The organism is Streptomyces roseoviridis (assembly GCF_039535235.1).
In the GTDB taxonomy this organism is placed as follows: domain Bacteria; phylum Actinomycetota; class Actinomycetes; order Streptomycetales; family Streptomycetaceae; genus Streptomyces; species Streptomyces roseoviridis.
In genome coordinates this window covers 2928471-2948172 of sequence record NZ_BAAAWU010000001.1, presented here as the reverse complement: position 1 = coordinate 2948172, position 19702 = coordinate 2928471, and the positions used below count along the sequence as shown (strand labels likewise).

Here is a 19702-nt window from a genome sequence, read left to right as displayed (position 1 = left end):
GCGGACCCGGGGGAGGCAGTGGTCCCGGAGTGAGGGACAATGAGCTCTCTTCCAGGGCGGGTTGCCGCATTGCGCGGGAGCTCCGGACGCGGGCGAGAAACAGGGATCGCAGAGGGGACGCATGTCGGAGGCGGAGCAGTCGCGGGACACGGGGCAGGACCCCCGGCGGGACGCCGCCGCGGGCGCCGCCACCGACGGCGAACGGGGCGCGGTTCCGGCCGCGCGAGCGGCGGAGCGGGACGAGGCACGGGCCGTCCCGGCGGATTCGGCTGCGCCGAAGACACCGGAGGCCCCCCAAGCACCGGAGACACCGAAGGTGCCGAGGGCGGCCGAGGCGTCGGAGGACGAGCAGGCCGGGCCGACCGGTCAGGAGCCGCGGGACGCGCGGCCGGCCGGGGATGTTGACGTGCCGTCGGCCCCGTCGGCGGGCGGGGCCGACGCTCCGGCCGGTTCCGGCCCGTCGGCGCGTGACGCAGGTCGTGCGGCGGCCGACGGACGTGGCGCCGCCGTGGCGCCGAAGGCCGCGGGCCGCGGGGCCGACACCTCCGCACGGCAGGAGGACGCATCGGCGCCGAGCACCCGGGACGCCGGCCGGGACCCCCGGGACAAGACCCCTGACACCCCGACCACGGCGGTCCTCGCCAAGGGCCGGACCGGCGGCGCGAACACGGCCGGCCAGGGACAGGGCAACCAGGGACAGGGCAAGGAGTCGGACGGTCCGGCGACCACGGTCCTCGCCAAGGGCCGGACCACCGGCGCGAGCACGGCCGGCCGCGGCGCCCAGGACAAGGCGCCCGGCGCACCCAGGAGCACCGGCAGGGCCGCCGGCGGCAGTAGGTCGACCGACGGGGCCGCGCCGGCCGCGGGCTTCGGCGCCGACGCCACCGGAACGGGCGCCCGCCCCGGGCGGGCTGACGTGCCGTCCGCCGAGGGACGGCTGCTCGCCGGGCGCTACCGCCTCGGCGTGGTCCTCGGCCGCGGCGGCATGGGCACGGTGTGGCGCGCGGTCGACGAGACCCTGGGCCGCACGGTCGCCGTCAAGGAGCTCCGCTTCCCCAACAGCATCGACGAGGACGAGAAGCGACGCCTCATCACCCGGACCCTGCGCGAGGCCAAGGCCATCGCCCGGATCCGCAACAACGGCGCCGTGACCGTCTACGACGTGGTCGACGAGGACGACCGCCCGTGGATCGTCATGGAGCTGATCGAGGGCAAGTCGCTGGCCGACGCCGTCCGCGAGGACGGCACCCTCACGCCGCGCCGCGCCGCCGAGGTCGGCCTCGCCATCCTCGACGTGCTGCGCTCCGCGCACCGCGAGGGCATCCTCCACCGTGACGTGAAGCCGTCCAACGTGCTGATCGCCGAGGACGGCCGGGTCGTCCTCACCGACTTCGGCATCGCCCAGGTCGAGGGCGACCCCTCGATCACCTCCACCGGCATGCTCGTCGGCGCCCCCTCGTACATCTCGCCGGAGCGGGCCCGCGGACACAAGCCCGGCCCCGCCGCCGACCTCTGGTCGCTCGGCGGACTCCTGTACGCCGCCGTCGAGGGCAGCCCGCCCTACGACAAGGGCTCCGCCATCGCCACGCTCACCGCGGTGATGACCGAGCCGGTCGACCCGCCGAAGAACGCCGGCCCGGAGCTGGAGAAGGTCATCTACGGCCTCCTCGCCAAGGACCCGGACCAGCGGCTCGACGACGCGGGCGCGCGGGTCCTGCTGCGCGCCGTCCTCGACGCCCCGGAGGCCCCGCCGGAGCCCTCGCCCGAGGCGACGAGGATCGTCCCGCTGCCCCCGCTCCCCGAGCGCGCGCCGGCGGCCGCGAAGGCCAAGGTGCCCAGGCCGGCCCGCGAGAAGACCGGCGAGGCGACGGCCGAGCGGCTCCGCGGCGCCCTGAAGTCCGTGCGCAACGCCGCCACGGCGGCGACCGCGCGGAACGAGACCCAGCGCGGCCCCGGCACCGGATCCCCCGACCGGCCCGCGTCGTCCCGCGCCTCGCTCACGGATGTCGTCCCGCGCCGCACCCTGGTGATCATCGCCGTGGTGGTGCTCGTCGCCCTCCTCGGCACGATCCTGTACGTCGCCCTCGGCGGCGGCGGTCAGGAGGGAACGGAGCAGGGCAAGGGGACGAAGACCGGCGGCACCACCGCCTCGGCCGGCACCGCCTCGGGCGGCACCGACGGCCGGACCGACGACGGTACGGACACGTCGCCGAGCGACCCGGCCCAGCAGGGCAGCGGCGGCACACCGGCCGCCAACGGCGGCGGCCAGAGCGGCACGACGCCCTCGGGGACGCCCGGCGGTGACCAGGCCGGCGGCGGCACACCGCTGCCCGCCGGCTATGTGATGGTGACCAACGACCGGTTCCACTTCCGCATGGCGATGCCCGCCTCCTTCAAGCTCGCCGGGATAGCGGGCCAGAACTCGGGCGGCATCTTCCACGCCGGCGGCAGCGGCTTCCCGCGCGTCCAGGTCGACTTCAACGACAGTCCGAAGGACGACGCGTCCGCCGCCTGGCGCGCCGCGATGGCCGCGGTCGCCGCGACGAGCAACGGCTACAAGCACATCGGCATCCGCCCGGTCGCGTACAAGGGCTATCCGACCGTGGCCGACTGGGAGTTCGAGCGCACCCAGAACGGCATCCGCGTCCGGATACTCAACCGGGGCTTCAAGGTCGACGCCGACCACGGCTACTCGATCATGGTCAGCTGCCGGGCGGAGGCGTGGGACGCGCCGGAGTGCAAGACGCTCCGGGACACCGCGTTCGCCACGTTCAGCCCCAAGGACTGACGGGCGCACGTATCGTGAGAGGCCCCGCCCGCGAGGGCGGGGCCGGGGGACGGCAGGCGCGTGGGGAGGCGTCGTGGACGACTACGCGGGAAGGGTGCTGGCGGACCGCTATCGGCTGCCCCTGCCGCCGGCCGACGCGTACGACCATGTCGAGACGCGCGCCTTCGACACCTACAGCGGCCAGGAAGTGCGGATCCGTCAGGTACCGCTGCCCGAGGTCGTGGACGCCGAACTCCTCGACGACGAGCCCTACGCGGCACCCGGGCGCGCGACCCGCAGACCGGCCGAGCCGACGGTCCGCCGTGCGGTCGAGGCCGCCCAGGCCGCCGCGCGGATCCCCGACCACCCTCGCCTCGACCAGGTCTTCGACGTGTTCGCGGAGGCCGGCTCGCTGTGGATAGTGAGCGAGTTCGTCGCCGCCACCCCGCTCTCCGAGCTCCTCGCCGAGGGCCCGCTGACCCCCTACCGGGCCGCCGAGATCGGCGCCGACCTCCTCACCGCCCTGCGCGCCCTGCACGCGCACGGCTGGACCCACCGCAACGTCACCGCGCGCACCGTCCTCGTCTGCGACGACGGCCGGGTCGTCCTCACCGGCCTCGCGGCCGGTGCCGCCGAGGAGGCCCTCTGCGGCTATGCCCCGGTGCCGCACGAGGAGGAGTCCCCGTACGGACGGCCCGGATCCGGCCAGGACGAGTACGGGACCGAGGCGTACGACGCAGAGGAGTACGGGGCGGAGGAGTACGCGGCGGAGGACTACGGCACCGAGGCGTACGACACGGAGGTGGCGTACGAGGCGGACGCGTACGAGACGGACACGTACGGCACCGAGGCGTACCCGGCCGGGGGGCACCCCGCCGCCCGGGGCCACGAGGAGCACGGGGCGTACGGCGCACCGTTCCACGAGCTGGAGCCTTACGAAGGCGGAGGCGAAGGCGAAGGCGAAGGCCGGTACGGGACGTACGGTCCCCGGGCGAGCCGGGTGCCGGCCTCCCGGACGCCCGACCACCACGCGCACCACGAGGACGAGGAGCCGGGCGAGGAGGGACCGGAGGGGCCCGACACGTCGTACGGCACGGGCTACGGGCCCGAGGGAGGCACCCCGTACGGCGGCGCGGGCCGGGCCGAGCTGCCCGCCGCGCCGGTCGTTCCCACCCCCGCCGTGCCGCCCGTCGCGGACGTGCGGGCCGCCCGTGCCGGGGCCATCGCCGCCTACCGGGCCGGCGCCCGTGCCGCCGCGCGGATCGGCGAGACCGGGGCCCTCCCGGCCCCTCGCCCCGCCGCGCCCGCCGAGCCCCCGGAGCGATCCGAGCCCGCGTCCCCGTCCGCGTCTTCGCCCGCCTCACCACCCGCCTCACCGCCCGCGTCGCCACCGGGCCCGCCCGCCCCGCCCGGGCCGCAGTGGTGGTCCCGCGCGGGCGACGAGGACGACGCCGACGACCTGGACGACGAGGACGAGCCGGGCGGGACGTACCGGCAGCCGCCGCGCGCGTACCTCGCCGGGACCTGGAGCGACGGCCCGCACGCCGCCCGCGACGGCGGACGTTCCGTCCCGGCGGGCGGTGGTGGCGGTGGCACCGGCCCCGCGCTGCCCGCGCTCCCCGCCGGCTACCGGGCGGCCGGCCCCGAGCCGCGGCCGTCGTCGGCCGCCGCACCGACCGGGCCGGGCTCTTCCGACCCGGATTCCGGCCCCGGCTTCGGCGACCCGTACCGAGGTCCGGCGACCCGGCTCGCCGCCGAACGGGCCCGCCAGACCCGGATCGCCGTCGTCGGCGCCGTCACCGAGCGCTGGGCGCCCGAGCAGGCCGGCCCGGTCCACGAGCACTGGCGCCTCGCCCCGCCCATCGGCCCCGCCACCGACCTATGGGCGCTGGGCGCGCTGCTCTACCGGGCCGTCCAGGGCCACGCCCCGTACCCCGAGGACAACGCCGCCGAACTGGTCCAGCTGGTCTGCGCCGAGCCGCCCGCGTTCGCCGAGGAGTGCGGCCCGCTGCGGCCGGTCGTGGAGTCGCTGCTGCGCCAGGACCCCACCGAGCGCCCCGACGTCGAGGAGCTGAACGGCTGGCTGCGTTCCCTGGTGCGTTCGGCACCCGAGCCCGAGGCCGGCATCGGTGTCGTCCCGCTGCCCTCTCCGGACGTCACCCGGCTGCCCATCGTGCGCCGCCGCGGCGAGCTGGTGCGGCGCCGTCGCGGCGGAGCCCCCGGCGGCCGGCACCGTCAGGGCCGCTCCGGCCGGGGCCGCGGCCGGACCGAACCGGGCCTCGCCCACGACCCGCGCCCTTCCCGTGCCCGGCGCGACCCCGCCGCGTACGGGCCCCGTACCGCCTACGCCGACACCGCGCCCGTGCACGAGGAGATCCCGCAGCGCGCCCCGCGCGCGCCCCGCGCCCCCGGCCGCACCTCGGGCTCCCCGCACGCCCTCGGCCGCACGCTGCTCCTCCTCGTCCTGCTCCTTCTGGCCGGGGCGATCGCGTACGCCGTCTGGTTCATGCCCCGGCAGGGCGAGGGCGACGGCGGCAAGGCCGCCCCGCCCGCGCAGTCCGCCACCCCGTCGACGGTGACGACTCCGCCGGCCCCGCCCGGCACCGGCGCCCCGTCCTCCCGGCCCGGCTCCCAGCAGCCCGCCACCACCCCGCCCGGCGGCGGCTCCTCGGCGCCCGCGCTCGCCTCCGGTTACGTGGTGCGCGTGGACCCCGAGGGCTTCCAGGTCGGCGTCCCGCGCGACTGGCGGCGCAGCCCGATCAACGACGCCGGACAAGTCCGCTACACCGGCGGCGACTTCACCCTGATCGTCGTCCCAGGCCGGGACACAGTGCAGGCGAACGGCTCCGATCCGATGGCGTACCAGCGCACCCGGGAGCGCGAGCTCCAGCCCTGGCGGGACTCGTCCTGGTCGAGCGCCTCGGGGCTGCGGCGGATCGACGTCGGCCGCCAGGCCATGGCGGTGGGTCAGTTCACCTGGCAGGACAGCACCGGACGCGAGGTCTTCGTGCGCAACCTGGCGCTGATCGAGGGCGGTCGCTATCACGTCGTCCTGGTCATCGGGCCGGAGAACGAGCGGGACAAGGTCTCCGAGATCCATGACCAGGCGGTGAAGGCGTACCGCGCCACCCGCTGATCCGCCCGCCGGTCACAGGTTGTTCCCAAAGCGCGCCCCGAGGTTCCGTGGGCCGGGCCTCCCTCCGTAACCTTGCCTTCGAAGCAAACAAGCGGGGGCACGTGGAACATTCTGAGAGCACCGGCACGGGGCTGCTGCTCGCCGGGCGTTACCGGCTGGGCGAGTCCATCGGGCGCGGCGGCATGGGCAAGGTCTGGCGCGCCCACGACGAGGTGCTGCACCGGGTCGTGGCCGTGAAGGAGTTGACGGCGGGACGGTTCGTGGCCGAGGCCGACCGGCTGGTCCTGCACGCCCGGACGCAGAAGGAGGCCCGGGCGGCGGCCCGGATCACGCACCCCGGCGTGGTCACCGTGCACGACGTGCTGGAGCACGACGACCGCCCGTGGATCGTGATGCAGTACGTGGACGGGCCCTCGCTCGCGGACGCGGCGAAGGAGTCCGGTTCCGGCACGATCGAGCCGCGCGAGGCGGCCCGGATCGGTCTCCACGTCCTCGGCGCCCTGCGCGCGGCGCACGCCGCCGGGGTGCTGCACCGCGACGTGAAGCCCGCCAACGTGCTGCTCGCGCGGGACGGCCGGGTCCTGATCACCGACTTCGGGATCGCCGCCATCGAGGGCGACTCGACCATCACCCGCACCGGCGAACTCGTCGGCTCCATCGACTATCTGGCGCCCGAGCGGGTGCGCGGCGGGGATCCTGGCCCGGCCTCCGACCTGTGGTCCCTCGGCGCCACCCTGTACACGGCGGTGGAGGGCAGCTCGCCGTTCCGCCGCGGTTCGCCGATCAGCACCATGCAGGCGGTGGTGACCGAGGAACCGCCGTATCCGGCCAACGCCGGCGCGCTGGCCCCGGTCATCGTCGCGCTGCTGCGCAAGGACCCGGAGCAGCGCCCGCGCGCGGACGAGGCCGAGCGGATGTTCCTCGACGCGATGGAGGGGCGTTCGCCGCAGGCCGCGCAGGCGTACGTGCCGACGCAGCGGGTGGGCCCGGAGGAGCTGAACGATGCGGCCCCGTCCGTCACGTCGCCGATGCCCCTGTCGCACGACGAACCCGCCGCCGCACCCGGCCGCCCCTCCGCCGGCACCGGCCCGACGAGCCCGCACTCCTCCCCGACCCCGCACTCCTCCCCGGCCCCGCACCCCGCCGGCCCCTCCGGCAGCGGCTCCGCCCCTGCCCCGGCACACATCCCCGCCGACGGGCCCACCACCCCGGCCTCCGCACAGGTCCGAGGCCGTGGCCGCTGGCGCGGCGCGCTGCTCGCCGCCATCGTCGCCGGTCTCCTCGCGGGCGGCGCGGTGTTCGCCGCCATGACCCATCTGGGCGGCGACAGGGGCGACCGGGGCGCCGACACGTCCCTCACCCAGGGCGCGGGCAAGGACGGCAAGGACCCGGCCAAGGGCGGCGTCCCGGCCGGCTGGCACCGCGTCGAGGACCCCGAGGGCTTCAGCCTGGTCGTCCCCGACGGCTGGAAGCGGCAGGCCGACGGCGACCACATCGACTACACCCCGGACAACGGCAGGCACCGGATCCGGATCAGCATGGACCCCTCGCCCGACTTCGAGAACCCGTACATGCACATGCTCGACCTGGAGAAGATCGTCCGGAAGCGGGCCGAGTACCAGCGGATCCGGCTGACCCAGAACACCTTCCGTGACCAGGTCAACTCCTGCGTCTGGGAGTTCACCTGGATCGAGAAGCGGGACTTCCCGGGCCCCCGCCACGCGATCGACCAGGTCTACTACGGCGACGACGGCACCGAGTACGCCCTGTACATGGCCTCGCCGGAGGAGAGCTGGGCCCGCACGCGTGAGCAGTTCGACATCGTGAAGAAGTACTGGAGGGCTCCCGAGGACACCGTAAGCCCCTGATCAGGGCTTATCTGCCAGTGATCGCTGGCGCGGTTGTGCGCGGCCGGTGAAAACGCGTTACTGACGGGTACCCAAAGGCGCCCCCGCCGCTTACCCTCGCCCTCATGACGGACTCGCAGGCACTCCCCACCACGGACCGGGCCGCCGCCGCGGCCACTTCCGGGGCCCCCGGCACGGCCGGCCCCCTCGGCACCAACCCCGTCGCGCCCGCGCCTGCCGGCGCGCGCACGGCCGCCGACGTGGTCACGCCCGATCTGGTCGCCCGGCTCACCCGCGGGGTCGTCGGCTCCGGCCGTACCGCCAACCACACCCCCTTCACCGGGGACAAGCTGGCGGACCTGCCCGAGTCCACCCCCGAGGACGTCGCCGCGGCCTTCGCCCGCGCCCGGGCCGCCCAGGGCGCCTGGGCCGCGACCCCCGTCAGGGCCCGTGCCGCCGTGCTGCTGCGCTTCCACGACCTGGTCCTCCAGCGGCAGGGGGAGGTCCTCGACCTCATCCAGCTGGAGACCGGCAAGGCCCGCCTGCACGCCCACGAGGAGGTCCAGGCGGTCGCCGTCGCCGCCCGCCACTACGGCCGCAAGGCCCCCGCCTACCTGCGCGCCAAGCGCCACACCGGTGTCGTACCGACCCTCACCAAGGTCACCGAACTGCGCCAGCCGCGCGGGGCGGTCGGCCAGATCGCGCCCTGGAACTACCCCCTGGAGCTGTCGGTCGGCGACGCGCTGCCCGCCTTCGTCTCCGGCAACGCGGTCGTGATGAAGCCGGACACCGAGACCGCCCTCACCGCCCTGTGGGCCCGTGACCTGCTGATCGAGGCCGGTCTGCCCGCCGAGGTCTTCCAGGTCGTCCTCGGCGAGGGCCCGGTCGTCGGCCCCGAGGTCGTCCGCCACGCCGACTACGTCTCCTTCACCGGCTCCACCCGCACCGGCCGCGAGGTCGCCCAGGGCGCCGCGGCCCGCCTCGTCGGCGTCACCCTCGAACTCGGCGGCAAGAACGCCATGCTGGTGCTGCGGGACGCCGACGTCGAGAAGGCCGCCGCCGGCGCCGTCCGCGCCTGCTTCTCCTCCGCCGGCCAGCTGTGCATCTCCATCGAGCGGCTGTACGTCCACGAGTCCGTCGCCGACGAGTTCATCGCCCGCTTCGCCGCCCGCACCAAGGCGATGCGGCTGGGCAACTCCCTCGCCTACGGCGCCGACATGGGCTCCCTCGTCGGCGAGCGGCAGCTCGAGACCGTCACCCGGCACGTCGAGGAGGCCGTCGCCAAGGGCGCCAAGCTGATCGCGGGCGGTGTCGCCCGCCCCGACATCGGCCCGCTGTTCTACGAACCGACCATCCTCGAAGGCGTCGAGGCCCCGATGGCCGTCTGCACCGAGGAGACCTTCGGCCCGGTCGTCTCCGTCTACCGCTTCACGGACGAGGACGAGGTCGTCGAGCGGACCAACGCCACCCCCTACGGCCTCAACGCCTCCGTGTGGACCACCGACTCCCGCCGCGGCCACGCCATCGCCGCCCGGCTGCGCACCGGCACGGTCAACATCAACGAGGGCTACGCGCCGGCGTACGGCAGCGTGCAGGCCCCGATGGGCGGCATGAAGGACTCCGGTCTCGGCCGGCGCCACGGCTCCGAGGGCATCCTCAAGTTCACCGAGGCCCAGACCGTCGCCCAGCAGCGGCTGCTACCGCTCGCTCCCTCCTTCGGGATGGACGACGAGAAGTACGCGGCCTTCATGAGCACGTCCCTGAAGGTCATGAAGGCCCTGCGCCTGCGCTGACCCGCACCCGTTTCGCAGTCCCTTTTCGTACGAGGAGAGCCATGACCGCGGTACCCCCTGCCCAGAATCAGGACGACTCCGAGGCGTACGACTCCGAGGCGTACGACTACGACGTCATCGTCGTCGGCTCCGGCTTCGGCGGTTCGGTCACCGCCCTGCGCCTCACCGAGAAGGGCTACCGGGTCGGCGTCCTGGAGGCCGGGCGGCGCTTCACCCGCGCCACCCTGCCCAGGAACTCCTGGGACCTCAAGAACTTCCTGTGGGCCCCTGCGCTCGGCCTCTACGGGCTCCAGCGCATCCATCTGCTCGGCAACGTCATGGTCCTCGCGGGCGCCGGCGTCGGCGGCGGCTCGCTGAACTACGCCAACACCCTCTACGAGCCGCTCGAACCGTTCTTCCAGGACCCGCAGTGGAAGGACATCACCGACTGGCGCGCCGAGCTCGCGCCCTACTACGACCAGGCCAAGCGGATGCTCGGCGTGCGGCTCAACCCGACGATGACGCCCTCCGACGTCCACCTGAAGGCCACCGCCCAGGCCATGGGCATCGGCGACACCTTCCACATGGCGCCGGTCGGCGTCTTCTTCGGCGACGGCGCCGATGCCGACGGCACGGCGAAGGCGAAGCCGGGCGGCGAGGTCGCCGACCCCTACTTCGGCGGCGCGGGCCCGGCCCGCAGGGCCTGCACCGAGTGCGGCGAGTGCATGACCGGCTGCCGGCACGGCGCGAAGAACACCCTGAACGAGAACTACCTCTACCTCGCCGAGAAGGCCGGTGCCGTCGTCCACCCCATGACCTCCGTGGTCGCCGTCACCGAGGACTCGCGCGGCGGCTACGCCGTCAAGACCCTGCCGACCGACAACCGGCGCAAGGGCGCGGGCCGGACCTTCACCGCCCACCGGGTCGTGATCGCGGCCGGCACGTACGGCACCCAGACGCTGCTGCACCGGATGAAGGACACCGGCCTGCTGCCCCGGATCTCCGCCCGGCTCGGCGAGCTGACCCGTACCAACTCCGAGGCGCTCGTCGGCTCGCAGACCACCGACCGCCGCTACCGCAAGAAGCACGGCAAGGACCGGGTCGACTTCACCCGGGGCGTCGCGATCACCTCGTCGATCCACCCCGACGCGAACACCCACATCGAGCCGGTGCGCTACGGCAAGGGCTCCAACTCGATGGGCGGCCTGACCGTCCTCCAGGTGCCTTACGGCGCCCACCGGGTCCGCAAGTGGCTCCTGGAGATGGTCAAGCACCCGGCGCTCGCCGTGCGCGCGCTGTCCAACCGCCGCTGGTCGGAGCGGACCATCATCGGTCTGGTCATGCAGTCCCTGGACAACTCCCTGACGACCTACCGCAAGCCCGGCGGCCTCGGAAAGGGCCTGCTCACCGCCCGCCAGGGCCACGGCGCCCCCAACCCGACCCAGATCGAGGCCGCGACCCGCGCCGCCTCGCTGATGGCCGAGGAGATCAACGGTTTCGCCGGATCCAACATCGGCGAACTCATGGGCACTCCGCTCACCGCCCACTTCCTGGGCGGCTGTCCGATCGGCGCGGACGCCGACTCGGGCGTCATCGACCCGTACCACCGGCTCTACGGCCACCCGGGGATCTCCGTCGTCGACGGCGCCGCGGTCTCGGCCAACCTGGGCGTGAACCCGTCCCTGACGATCACGGCGCAGGCGGAGCGGGCGATGTCCTTCTGGCCCAACAAGGGCGAGGCGGACCCGCGCCCGCGCCAGGGCGAGGCGTACGTGCGGCTGGCCGCCGTCGAGCCGAAGTCGCCCGCCGTACCGGCCGAGGCGTTCGGGGCCCTCAGGCTGCCCTTCCTGGGAATGCCGGCCGTGCCGCCGCAGAAGGCCGAACCGGTGGGGGATGCCGAACCGGTGGAGGAGGCCGAGCCGGTGAAGAAGGCCGAGCCGGCGTAGGGGGCGGGGCCGGGGGATTCCGGCGGATTCCGGAAGACGGAAGGGGCGCTGCACCCCCCTCCGAGTGCAGCGCCCCTCCAGTTTCTGGGTGGTGCTGCATAGATGACCCGTGACCTGGGGGATTGGTTGTAGCACTCTCACGAGATCTTCATGTGACGCGCGTCACGTATCGAGCGGCGGATTCGATGCGCATGACACAGGGGCCCCGCGCCGCGATTCCGGTCGCGGGCGCGAGGCCCCTGGAGGGGCACCGCGTCAGGGCTGTGGCGGTGCCGGGAGGCGGCGGCGCCGGGGGGGTGGGGCGCCGCGCGGAGGGGGAGCGAGGGGGCGGAGATGTGGGGTGGGGAGGGTGTCGGGACGGGGTGAGGGGTGTGGGGAAGCGGGACGGTGGGTCTCGGGTCGTTCGGCCGGTTGCGGTCGGTCCCGGGCGTCCCCGGGACCGACCGCCCTTTATGGGTGACCGGGCTGCTGTCCCCTGCCGTCCGGTCACGCGCGCTGGGGCGAGGTCCCACGACGTACCGGAGGTACGTCACACGCCCCAGCGAAGCCACGCGTGGTGTTTTTCGGGCCCGCCCCTGGCTGGCACGGACACCACGATCAACGAAGCGGCGCGGCGCCCGGTCACGCGCCGTACGGGTGAGGGCGCGACCGAACTCGGGTGCGGGACAGCACTCACACGCGCCGGGGGCCCGTCCCGTACGGCCCGGGACCGCCCCGGTGGTCAGACGCGGCCCCGGCACAGCTCCAGCATCGTCATCGCGAGCGCCGTGCCCGGCTTGCCCAGCGCGGCCCTGTAGTGGCCGAGCACCTCCATCTCGCGGGCCAGGTTCACCCGCCGGCCACCGGAGGAGATGCGGGCCTCCTGGATGACGGCCGAGACGGCCATCCGTTCCTGGATCAGTCCGATGATCCGGTCGTCGAGCGCGTCGATGCGCTCGCGGGCGTCGCCGATGAGCGCGGCGGCCTCGTCGGTGCGGGCGCCGGTCTGCTCGGCGAGGGTCTTCGGGGTCAGGATCTGCTCGGTCGAGGCGGTGGTCACGGGGAGCTCCTTCACGTAGGTCCCGGAGCCCCGGGGCGACACGGCCCGGGAACGCCAGACGCCCCGGGCCTTGTCGGCCCGGGGCGCCTGGGAAGTCGCTTGTCAGTTGCTCAAGCAGCACGACCATGGCAGCCGGTGGGCCGGTTGCCATAGGTAAAGACGAAGGTCGAGAGCTTGCGCATGGCGCACAGTATGGACCCCTCCGCCCGTCCCGGGGCAAGCCGGGCCCAGATGGTGAGACGAAGGCCACCCCGGTTCGGATGGTGAGACGAAAGGTGTCATCGGCGCGCCGGTAGAATCGACAAATAGCCCCCTTCGGGGGAACCCCCAGGGATCCCCTCCTACCGCCGGAAGGCCGCCGAAGTGTCATCAGCGCCCCCCGCTGCCGCGCCCGACGTCACCAACCCGGACGTAGTCCTCGTTGTCGACTTCGGCGCCCAGTACGCCCAGCTCATCGCCCGTCGCGTCCGCGAGGCGCGGGTCTACAGCGAGATCGTCCCGTCCACCATGCCGGTGGCCGAGATGCTGGCCAAGAACCCGAAGGCGATCATCCTCTCCGGCGGCCCCTCCTCCGTGTACGCGGAGGGCGCGCCGCGCCTGGACCGCGAGCTCTTCGAGGCCGGTGTCCCCGTCTTCGGCATGTGCTACGGCTTCCAGCTGATGGCGACCACCCTCGGTGGCACCGTCGACAACACCGGAGCCCGCGAGTACGGCCGCACCCCGCTGCACGTCACCAAGGCCGGCTCCACCCTCTTCGAGGGCACCCCGGTCGAGCAGTCCGTGTGGATGTCCCACGGCGACGCCTGCTCCGCCGCCCCCGAGGGCTTCACCGTCACCGCGTCCACCGACGTCGTGCCGGTCGCCGCCTTCGAGAACGACGAGAAGAAGCTGTACGGCGTCCAGTACCACCCCGAGGTGCTGCACTCCACGCACGGCCAGCAGATCCTGGAGCACTTCCTCTACCGCGGCGCCGGCATCGAGCCCACCTGGACCACCGGCAACGTCATCGAGGAGCAGGTCGCGGCCATCCGCGCCCAGGTCGGCACCAAGCGCGCCATCTGCGGCCTGTCCGGCGGCGTCGACTCCGCCGTGGCCGCCGCCCTCGTGCAGAAGGCCATCGGCTCGCAGCTGACCTGCGTCTACGTCGACCACGGCCTGATGCGCAAGGGCGAGACCGAGCAGGTCGAGAAGGACTTCGTGGCCGCCACCGGCGTCCAGCTGAAGGTCGTCGACGCCCAGGAGCGCTTCCTCACCGCCCTCGCCGGCGTCTCCGACCCGGAGACCAAGCGCAAGATCATCGGCCGTGAGTTCATCCGCGTCTTCGAGCAGGCGCAGGCCGAGATCGTCGCCGAGGGCGCCGCCGACGGCGAGGAGGTCGCCTTCCTCGTCCAGGGCACCCTCTACCCGGACATCGTCGAGTCCGGCGGCGGCACCGGCACCGCCAACATCAAGTCCCACCACAACGTGGGCGGCCTCCCCGAGGACCTGGAGTTCGAGCTCGTCGAGCCGCTGCGCCAGCTCTTCAAGGACGAGGTCCGCATGGTCGGCCAGGAGCTCGGCCTGCCCGAGGAGATCGTCCAGCGCCAGCCGTTCCCCGGCCCCGGCCTCGGCATCCGCATCGTCGGCGAGGTCACCAAGGAGCGCCTGGACCTGCTGCGCGAGGCCGACGCCATCGCCCGCGAGGAGCTGACGGCCGCCGGTCTCGACCGCGAGATCTGGCAGTGCCCGGTCGTGCTGCTCGCCGACGTCCGCTCGGTCGGCGTCCAGGGCGACGGCCGCACCTACGGCCACCCGATCGTGCTGCGCCCCGTCTCCTCCGAGGACGCCATGACCGCCGACTGGTCGCGGCTGCCGTACGAGGTGCTGGCCCGCATCTCGACCCGCATCACCAACGAGGTCGCCGACGTCAACCGCGTCGTCCTCGACGTGACCAGCAAGCCGCCGGGCACCATCGAGTGGGAGTAGCCGCTCCCGTACGCCAGTGAGGCCGCCGCCCCTCCGGGGACGGCGGCCTCCGCCGTGTGGCGCACGTCCTCGGGGCGTTCCCACGACCCTCAGGGCGTACGCACGGGCCTTGCCGCGTGCGTGCGGTGTCGGGAAGGGCGTACGGGCCCTGCCGCGTGCGTGCGGTCTCGGGATGTGCGTACGGGCCCGTACCGGCTGTGCCGTTTCCGTACGGCCTCTGGTGAGTTGCCCGGCCGGGCGTTACCTTCCGGCGCATGACCGAGACACCGGCGTCCGCTCCCACGCCCGTTCCCGTGCCGCCCCCTGCCTCCGCTCCCGGCTCCGGTCGCGTGCCCGCTCCCGTGCCACATGAGCAGCTCCACTTCGCCATGCCGCCCGTCCACGCGACGGCCGCCGAGGAGCGCCGGCACCGCAAGCAGCGCCTCGCCGCGGCGCTGCGGATCTTCGGACGGCTCGGTTACGAGGAGGGGGTGTCCGGGCACATCACCGCCCGCGACCCCGAGCATCCCGACTGTTTCTGGGCGAACCCCTTCGGCGCGCCCTTCGCCGAACTCACCGCGAGCGACCTGATCCTCGTCAACGGCGACGGCCAGGTCGTCTACGGCGCCCACCACGTCAACCAGGCCGCCTTCACCGTGCACGCCCAGGTCCACCGGGCCCGGCCCGATGTCGTGGCCGTCGCCCACACCCACACCACCCACGGCCGGGCGCTCGCCGCCCTCGGCGAGCTGATCGACCCGATCACCCAGGAAGCCTGCGCCTTCTACCAGGACCACGCCCTCTACGACGCCTACACCGGCGTCACCGTCGATCCCGAGGAGGGCCGGCGCATCGCGATCGCCCTCGGCGGCTTCAAGGGGATCGTGCTGCGCAACCACGGCCTGCTCACCGTCGGCTCCTCCGTGGACGCGGCGGCCTGGTGGTTCATCGCCATGGAACGCTGCGCCGAGGTGCAGCTGACCGCACGGGCCGCGGGCAAGCCGGTGCTCATCGACCACCGCGACGCCGTCGCCACCCGTGAGCAGCTCGGCAGCGACCTCGTGGCCTGGATCAACTACCAGCCCCTGTGGCGGCGGATCAGCCGCGAGGAGCCCGAACTCCTGTCGTGACGGACGTCCCGGAGGCGGACTGAGGCGGACTGAGGCGGACTGAGACGGACTGAGGCGGACTGAGACGGACTTGGCTGTCCTTACGTCAATGTGATGACTCTTCAATCACTCCCGCGCGAGGTGTGCAATGCGCTCGTGCGGAGTGGCCCGTGCGGGACAATTCCCAGGAATCAACAGCCAGTTGACGAGGACGAGTCGACCGGGAAGTGGGCGGCGCCGTGGCGGTGCAAGAGGCGAGACAGTGCGGGTCGGACAGCGCGGAGGACGGGCCCTGCCCGCACTGCGAACGCTCCGGCCACCGGAGGGCCGTCGCCGCCTTCCTCACCCGGCGCGACGAGCTCGCCGCCGGACACGGCGTGCCGCCCGCCCTCGCCCACTCGCCGGTCGCCTCACGCCAGTGGGTCTCCGACGAACTCGCCCAGTCCGCCCGCACCGTCGCGGCGCGCGGCCGTGAGGCCGGCGGTGCACGCTCCGGCCGGATCCTCCGCGGCACCCTCGCCGCCGTGTGGGGCGCCGTCCTCGCCCTGTTCCTCGGCCAGGCCCTCACGGCCCTCGCCCTCGGCACCGGCTGGACCGGCACCCGTACGGCCGCCCTCGGCGCCGCCGTACTGCTCGCCGCCGCCCTGACCGCCGCGGCCCGGCTGCACCGCGACCGGGGCGGGATCGTCGCCCCGCTGCTCGGTGAGGACAACCGGCTCTCCACCTCCCGCGCCGTCGCCGCCGCCTGGCTCCTCCTCTCCCTCTACGCTCTGCTCCTGCTCGCCCTGCGCCTGGTCACCGGCGCGACCCGGGTGGACCTGGGGCTCGGCCGCGGCGCCGGACTGCTCGCCGTGCTCGCCCTGGTCGGCTGGACCGCCGTCGTCGCCCGGCTGGTCGTCGTGCTGCGGGTCGCGGGCCGCCGACTCCAGAAGGTCCGCGCCGACCGCCCCCGGCCGGCCGACCTGCTGTGCGACGACGACGGGCGCGCCTGCCTCACCGACGCCCAGTACGTCCTCGTCTCCGCGGCCGTCCTCGTCCTCACCGCGGTCCGGCTCGGCCGCGCTCCCGACCGGTTGCCCGACCTTCCCTGGGCGCTGGTGCTGCTCGTCGCCGTCTCCGTCACGTGCTACCTCTTCGGCAAGTGCGCCGAGGGCGGCCGCCCCAAGATCTTCTCGGTGGTCCGGGCCCGCGAGGCGGGCGACCTCGACGCCCCGATCCGCACCGGCGACGACATCGAGATCCGCGGCACCGGCTTCGTCCCGGCGGGAGCGGCCGCGCCCGACCCGCTGACCCGGCTCGTCGTCCGGATCGGCCCCGTCCACGCCCATGTGCCCCTCGTCCCCGTGCCCGGCGGCTTCGCCAACCCGACCGACACCGCCCTGACCGTCCCCCTCCCCGCCGACGTGGAACCGGGGCGCGTGGAGGTCTCGGTGGTGACGGCCGCCGGCGTCGAGACCAACCGGGTCGCGATCGACGTCCTCGACTGACCCACCGCCGACCAGGCCGTCCCGGCCCTTCCCTGCCCTTCCCGGTCCCGACCGACCCTGGCTGCTGATCCGTGCTCGTGATCCGGGGCCCGGCGCGAGCCCAGGGGATGTCCTGTCCCGGGGAATGCGAGGAGAATCGGAACCTCGGGATCCCCGGACCAGCTACGGGGCGTGGAGAGGCGGCCGGCGATGACGGGACGGACGGACGGAACGAGTGACCAGGGCCCCGGCGACCGGCCCGGCGACTACGGGCACCCGCGGGACACCGGCAGCACCGGCGCGGGCCCCGAGGGCGGCACCAGGGGCTCCGGTTTCCGGGGCTTCGCGAACACCGGCTCGGGACGAGGGCCCGACTCGGGACGAGGCACCGGCTCCGGCGGCATCGAGGAACGCAAGGCACTCCTCTCCCGCTACGCGCTGCTCCCGCTGAGGATCTTCCTCGGCGTCACCTTCCTCTACGCGGGTCTCGACAAGCTCACCGACTCCGCCTTCCTCGCCGACTCCGGGCCCGAGTCGATCGGCGAGGTCATGCGGGGCGTCCGGGAGAGCTCGGCCCTCCCCGCCCTGGTCGACCTGGCGCTCAGGAACCCCGTCGGCTTCGGCTACGCCATCGCCCTCGGCGAGCTGGCCGTCGGCCTCGGCACCCTCTTCGGACTCTTCGCCCGCGTGGCCGCGCTCGGCGGGGCCCTGATCTCGCTGAGCCTGTGGCTCACGGTCAGCTGGCAGGTGACCCCCTACTACCTCGGCAACGACCTCGCCTATCTCATGGCCTGGCTGCCGCTGCTGCTCGCCGGTGCCCCCGTGCTGTCGCTCGACGCCCTGCTCGCCGACCGCCGCCGTATCCGGTAGGCGGTCCAGGAGGCCACGGCCGCCAGACCGAGCGCCCCGCACATCACCGGGAACACCACGTACCAGGCCACCGACCAGGCACCTGCCGCGTCCCCCGCGAAGAGTGCCGCGAGGGTCAGGGCGGCCGCGCCCAGGATCAGCCGGCCCGGGCGGAACTCATGAACCAGCACGGACGACCTCCACCTGTCCGAGACCGACCTCCAGGAAGAGGTCGATCGTGCCGCCCGGGGTGACGCCCGGCGGCGGGGCGAGCGTACGGGTCTCGTCGAGGTCCGGCGCGATGTCGATGTCGCCCTGCGGCGGCCGCGCGGCGGACGGTGCCGTCGGCGCGGTCGGCGCGGTCGGCGCGGTCGGGCGTATCGAGGGCGTCGGCACGGCGGGCGGGGTGACGGCCGGGGTGACGGACGGAGTCGTCGCGGTCGGTGCCGCCGGCGGAGCGACCGACGGGGGCGGGACCACCGGCGGGTGCTCCGGGGGCAGCCGCAGGTCGCCCAGGCCCACCTGGGCCCGCAGCCTCACCGTCACGTCACGCGGCACGATCACCTCCAGCCTGCCCGCACCGACCTCGATCCGCGTCGCCACCGTCGTCCCCGCCGGGACCGCGAGAGCCGACAGGTCGAGCGTGCCGACGCCCGTGCCCAGCTCGTAGCGCGGCTGCACGGCCGTGATCGCGGCCGGGCGCCAGGTCTCGCGCGCCCAGGCCGTCGAGATCTCCTTGGGCAGCACGGACGCCACCGTGAGCAGCCCCGCGGTCACGATCATCAGGAAGACCGTGCCGAAACCGGTCCGGCCGAGGAAGCTGCTGACGGCCAGCCCGAGCCCGAACACCGCGAGCGCGGCGGCCAGTCCGATCTGCAGGCTCGTGCCCAGCGGATGCCCCTCCCACGACAGGCCGGTCCCGAGCCCGCCCGCGATCAGGGCCAGCAGGAAGACCAGACCGCCGATGGACGGCGGGCCCGTGCGCACCGGGGCCGACGGGACCGGGCGACCCCGCGTGGCCGGGTCCGGGCCCCACTGGCTGCCGGGCGTCGGCACCACACCGTCGATCTTCCCGTCCTCGTCGAGGACTCCGTGCGGCCCCCACAGATAACCGATGGCCACCTTCCCCGTGGAGCCGTCCTTGACGATGGGGTCCCGCCACCAGGACGGGAACTCCACCAGCGGCGGCGCCTTGGTCTCCGGCGGGGCCTCGGCCACCGCGAGCGCGGCGGCCGCGTCTATCCGGCCGCCCTCCTCGGCGGTGGCCACGACCGCCTGCCGCCGCTGCGACCAGACCGCCGCGCCGCTCACCGCGAGCGACAGCATCAGCGCGAAGGCCAGCGTCCCCCCGTTGTGCAGCATCGACAGGAAGATTCCGCAGCCCACCAGCGCCATCAGCACCGCGGTCAGCGAGGAACCCGAGACGCGGCCGGTCAGCAGCCTGCGGCCCTCGTTCTCCTCCTCGTCCCCGAGCGGTATCAGCAGCCAGGCGAACCCGTAGAAGATCAGCCCGACGCCGCCGGTCACCGCGAGCACGCCGAGCGCGACGCGGAAGATCACCGGGTCGAGGTCGAAATGCCGGCCGAGACCGCCGCACACGCCGGCCACGACCTTGTGCCCGCGCGAGCGCCGCAGCGGCGAGGCGGTCGGGGCCTCCGCCGGCGGCGGGGCCTCGTGGTGCGAAGGCATCGAACTCGTCATGCGTCCATGGTGACCGCCCGTGACCCCCCGCGGCACCGGGACCGACCCTGCCTTGACCCTGATCTTCCGCGGCCGCCGTACCCCGAGACGGTTCCAGGGTCGATATCCGGGCCCACCCTGATGTCC

11 protein-coding genes are annotated in these 19702 nt (G+C 74.1%); 9 read left to right on the top strand and 2 right to left on the bottom strand.

Going from position 1 to position 19702, the window contains the following annotated elements:
- Window positions 1–916 precede the first annotated feature (916 nt).
- The 5 genes from ABD954_RS13080 (at window position 917) to ABD954_RS13060 (ending at window position 11468) form a co-directional block, all read left to right on the top strand.
- Window positions 917–2788 (top strand): serine/threonine-protein kinase, encoded by a 1872-nt coding sequence (locus ABD954_RS13080; RefSeq protein WP_382745654.1) that lies wholly within the window; start codon window positions 917–919, stop codon window positions 2786–2788.
- Window positions 2789–2861: 73 nt separating this feature from the next.
- Complete coding sequence (locus tag ABD954_RS13075) at window positions 2862–5903, top strand: protein kinase (RefSeq protein ID WP_345486200.1); 3042 nt, start codon at window positions 2862–2864, stop codon at window positions 5901–5903.
- Between the two features lie 101 nt (window positions 5904–6004).
- Window positions 6005–7771 (top strand): serine/threonine-protein kinase, encoded by a 1767-nt coding sequence (locus tag ABD954_RS13070; RefSeq protein WP_345486199.1) that lies wholly within the window; start codon window positions 6005–6007, stop codon window positions 7769–7771.
- 104 nt (window positions 7772–7875) lie between these two features.
- Window positions 7876–9543, top strand: coding sequence for a succinic semialdehyde dehydrogenase (locus tag ABD954_RS13065; protein ID WP_345486198.1), 1668 nt, complete (start codon window positions 7876–7878; stop codon window positions 9541–9543).
- A gap of 41 nt (window positions 9544–9584) precedes the next feature.
- Window positions 9585–11468: a GMC oxidoreductase gene (locus tag ABD954_RS13060; RefSeq protein WP_345486197.1), complete on the top strand. Its 1884-nt coding sequence runs from the start codon at window positions 9585–9587 to the stop codon at window positions 11466–11468.
- Between the two features lie 721 nt (window positions 11469–12189).
- On the opposite strand, the gene ABD954_RS13055 is transcribed toward ABD954_RS13060, so the two are convergent.
- Window positions 12190–12507 (bottom strand): chorismate mutase, encoded by a 318-nt coding sequence (locus tag ABD954_RS13055; protein ID WP_345486196.1) that lies wholly within the window; start codon window positions 12505–12507, stop codon window positions 12190–12192.
- Window positions 12508–12870: 363 nt separating this feature from the next.
- On the opposite strand from ABD954_RS13055, the gene guaA reads away from it, so the two are divergent.
- The 4 genes from guaA to ABD954_RS13035 all read left to right on the top strand — a co-directional run bounded on the left by guaA (window position 12871) and on the right by ABD954_RS13035 (window position 17896).
- A complete protein-coding gene (gene guaA, locus ABD954_RS13050) occupies window positions 12871–14472 on the top strand; it encodes a glutamine-hydrolyzing GMP synthase (RefSeq protein WP_345486194.1) in 1602 nt (533 codons plus the stop codon).
- 368 nt (window positions 14473–14840) lie between these two features.
- Complete coding sequence (locus ABD954_RS13045; RefSeq protein ID WP_345492131.1) at window positions 14841–15581, top strand: class II aldolase/adducin family protein; 741 nt, start codon at window positions 14841–14843, stop codon at window positions 15579–15581.
- Between the two features lie 218 nt (window positions 15582–15799).
- Window positions 15800–17047, top strand: coding sequence for a hypothetical protein (locus ABD954_RS13040; protein ID WP_345486192.1), 1248 nt, complete (start codon window positions 15800–15802; stop codon window positions 17045–17047).
- A gap of 381 nt (window positions 17048–17428) precedes the next feature.
- Complete coding sequence (locus tag ABD954_RS13035; RefSeq protein WP_345492128.1) at window positions 17429–17896, top strand: DoxX family protein; 468 nt, start codon at window positions 17429–17431, stop codon at window positions 17894–17896.
- 156 nt (window positions 17897–18052) lie between these two features.
- On the opposite strand, the gene ABD954_RS13030 is transcribed toward ABD954_RS13035, so the two are convergent.
- Window positions 18053–19576, bottom strand: coding sequence for a PspC domain-containing protein (locus ABD954_RS13030; protein ID WP_345486191.1), 1524 nt, complete (start codon window positions 19574–19576; stop codon window positions 18053–18055).
- Window positions 19577–19702: the final 126 nt, after the last annotated feature.

Excerpts from the sequence above, each read along its gene's own strand:
- ABD954_RS13065 (WP_345486198.1), top strand. The coding sequence starts at position 7,876 with ATGACGGACTCGCAGGCACTCCCCACCACGGACCGGGCCGCCGCCGCG.
- ABD954_RS13030 (WP_345486191.1), bottom strand. The coding sequence starts at position 19,576 with ATGACGAGTTCGATGCCTTCGCACCACGAGGCCCCGCCGCCGGCGGAG.
- ABD954_RS13045 (WP_345492131.1), top strand. The coding sequence starts at position 14,841 with ATGCCGCCCGTCCACGCGACGGCCGCCGAGGAGCGCCGGCACCGCAAG.
- ABD954_RS13060 (WP_345486197.1), top strand. The coding sequence starts at position 9,585 with ATGACCGCGGTACCCCCTGCCCAGAATCAGGACGACTCCGAGGCGTAC.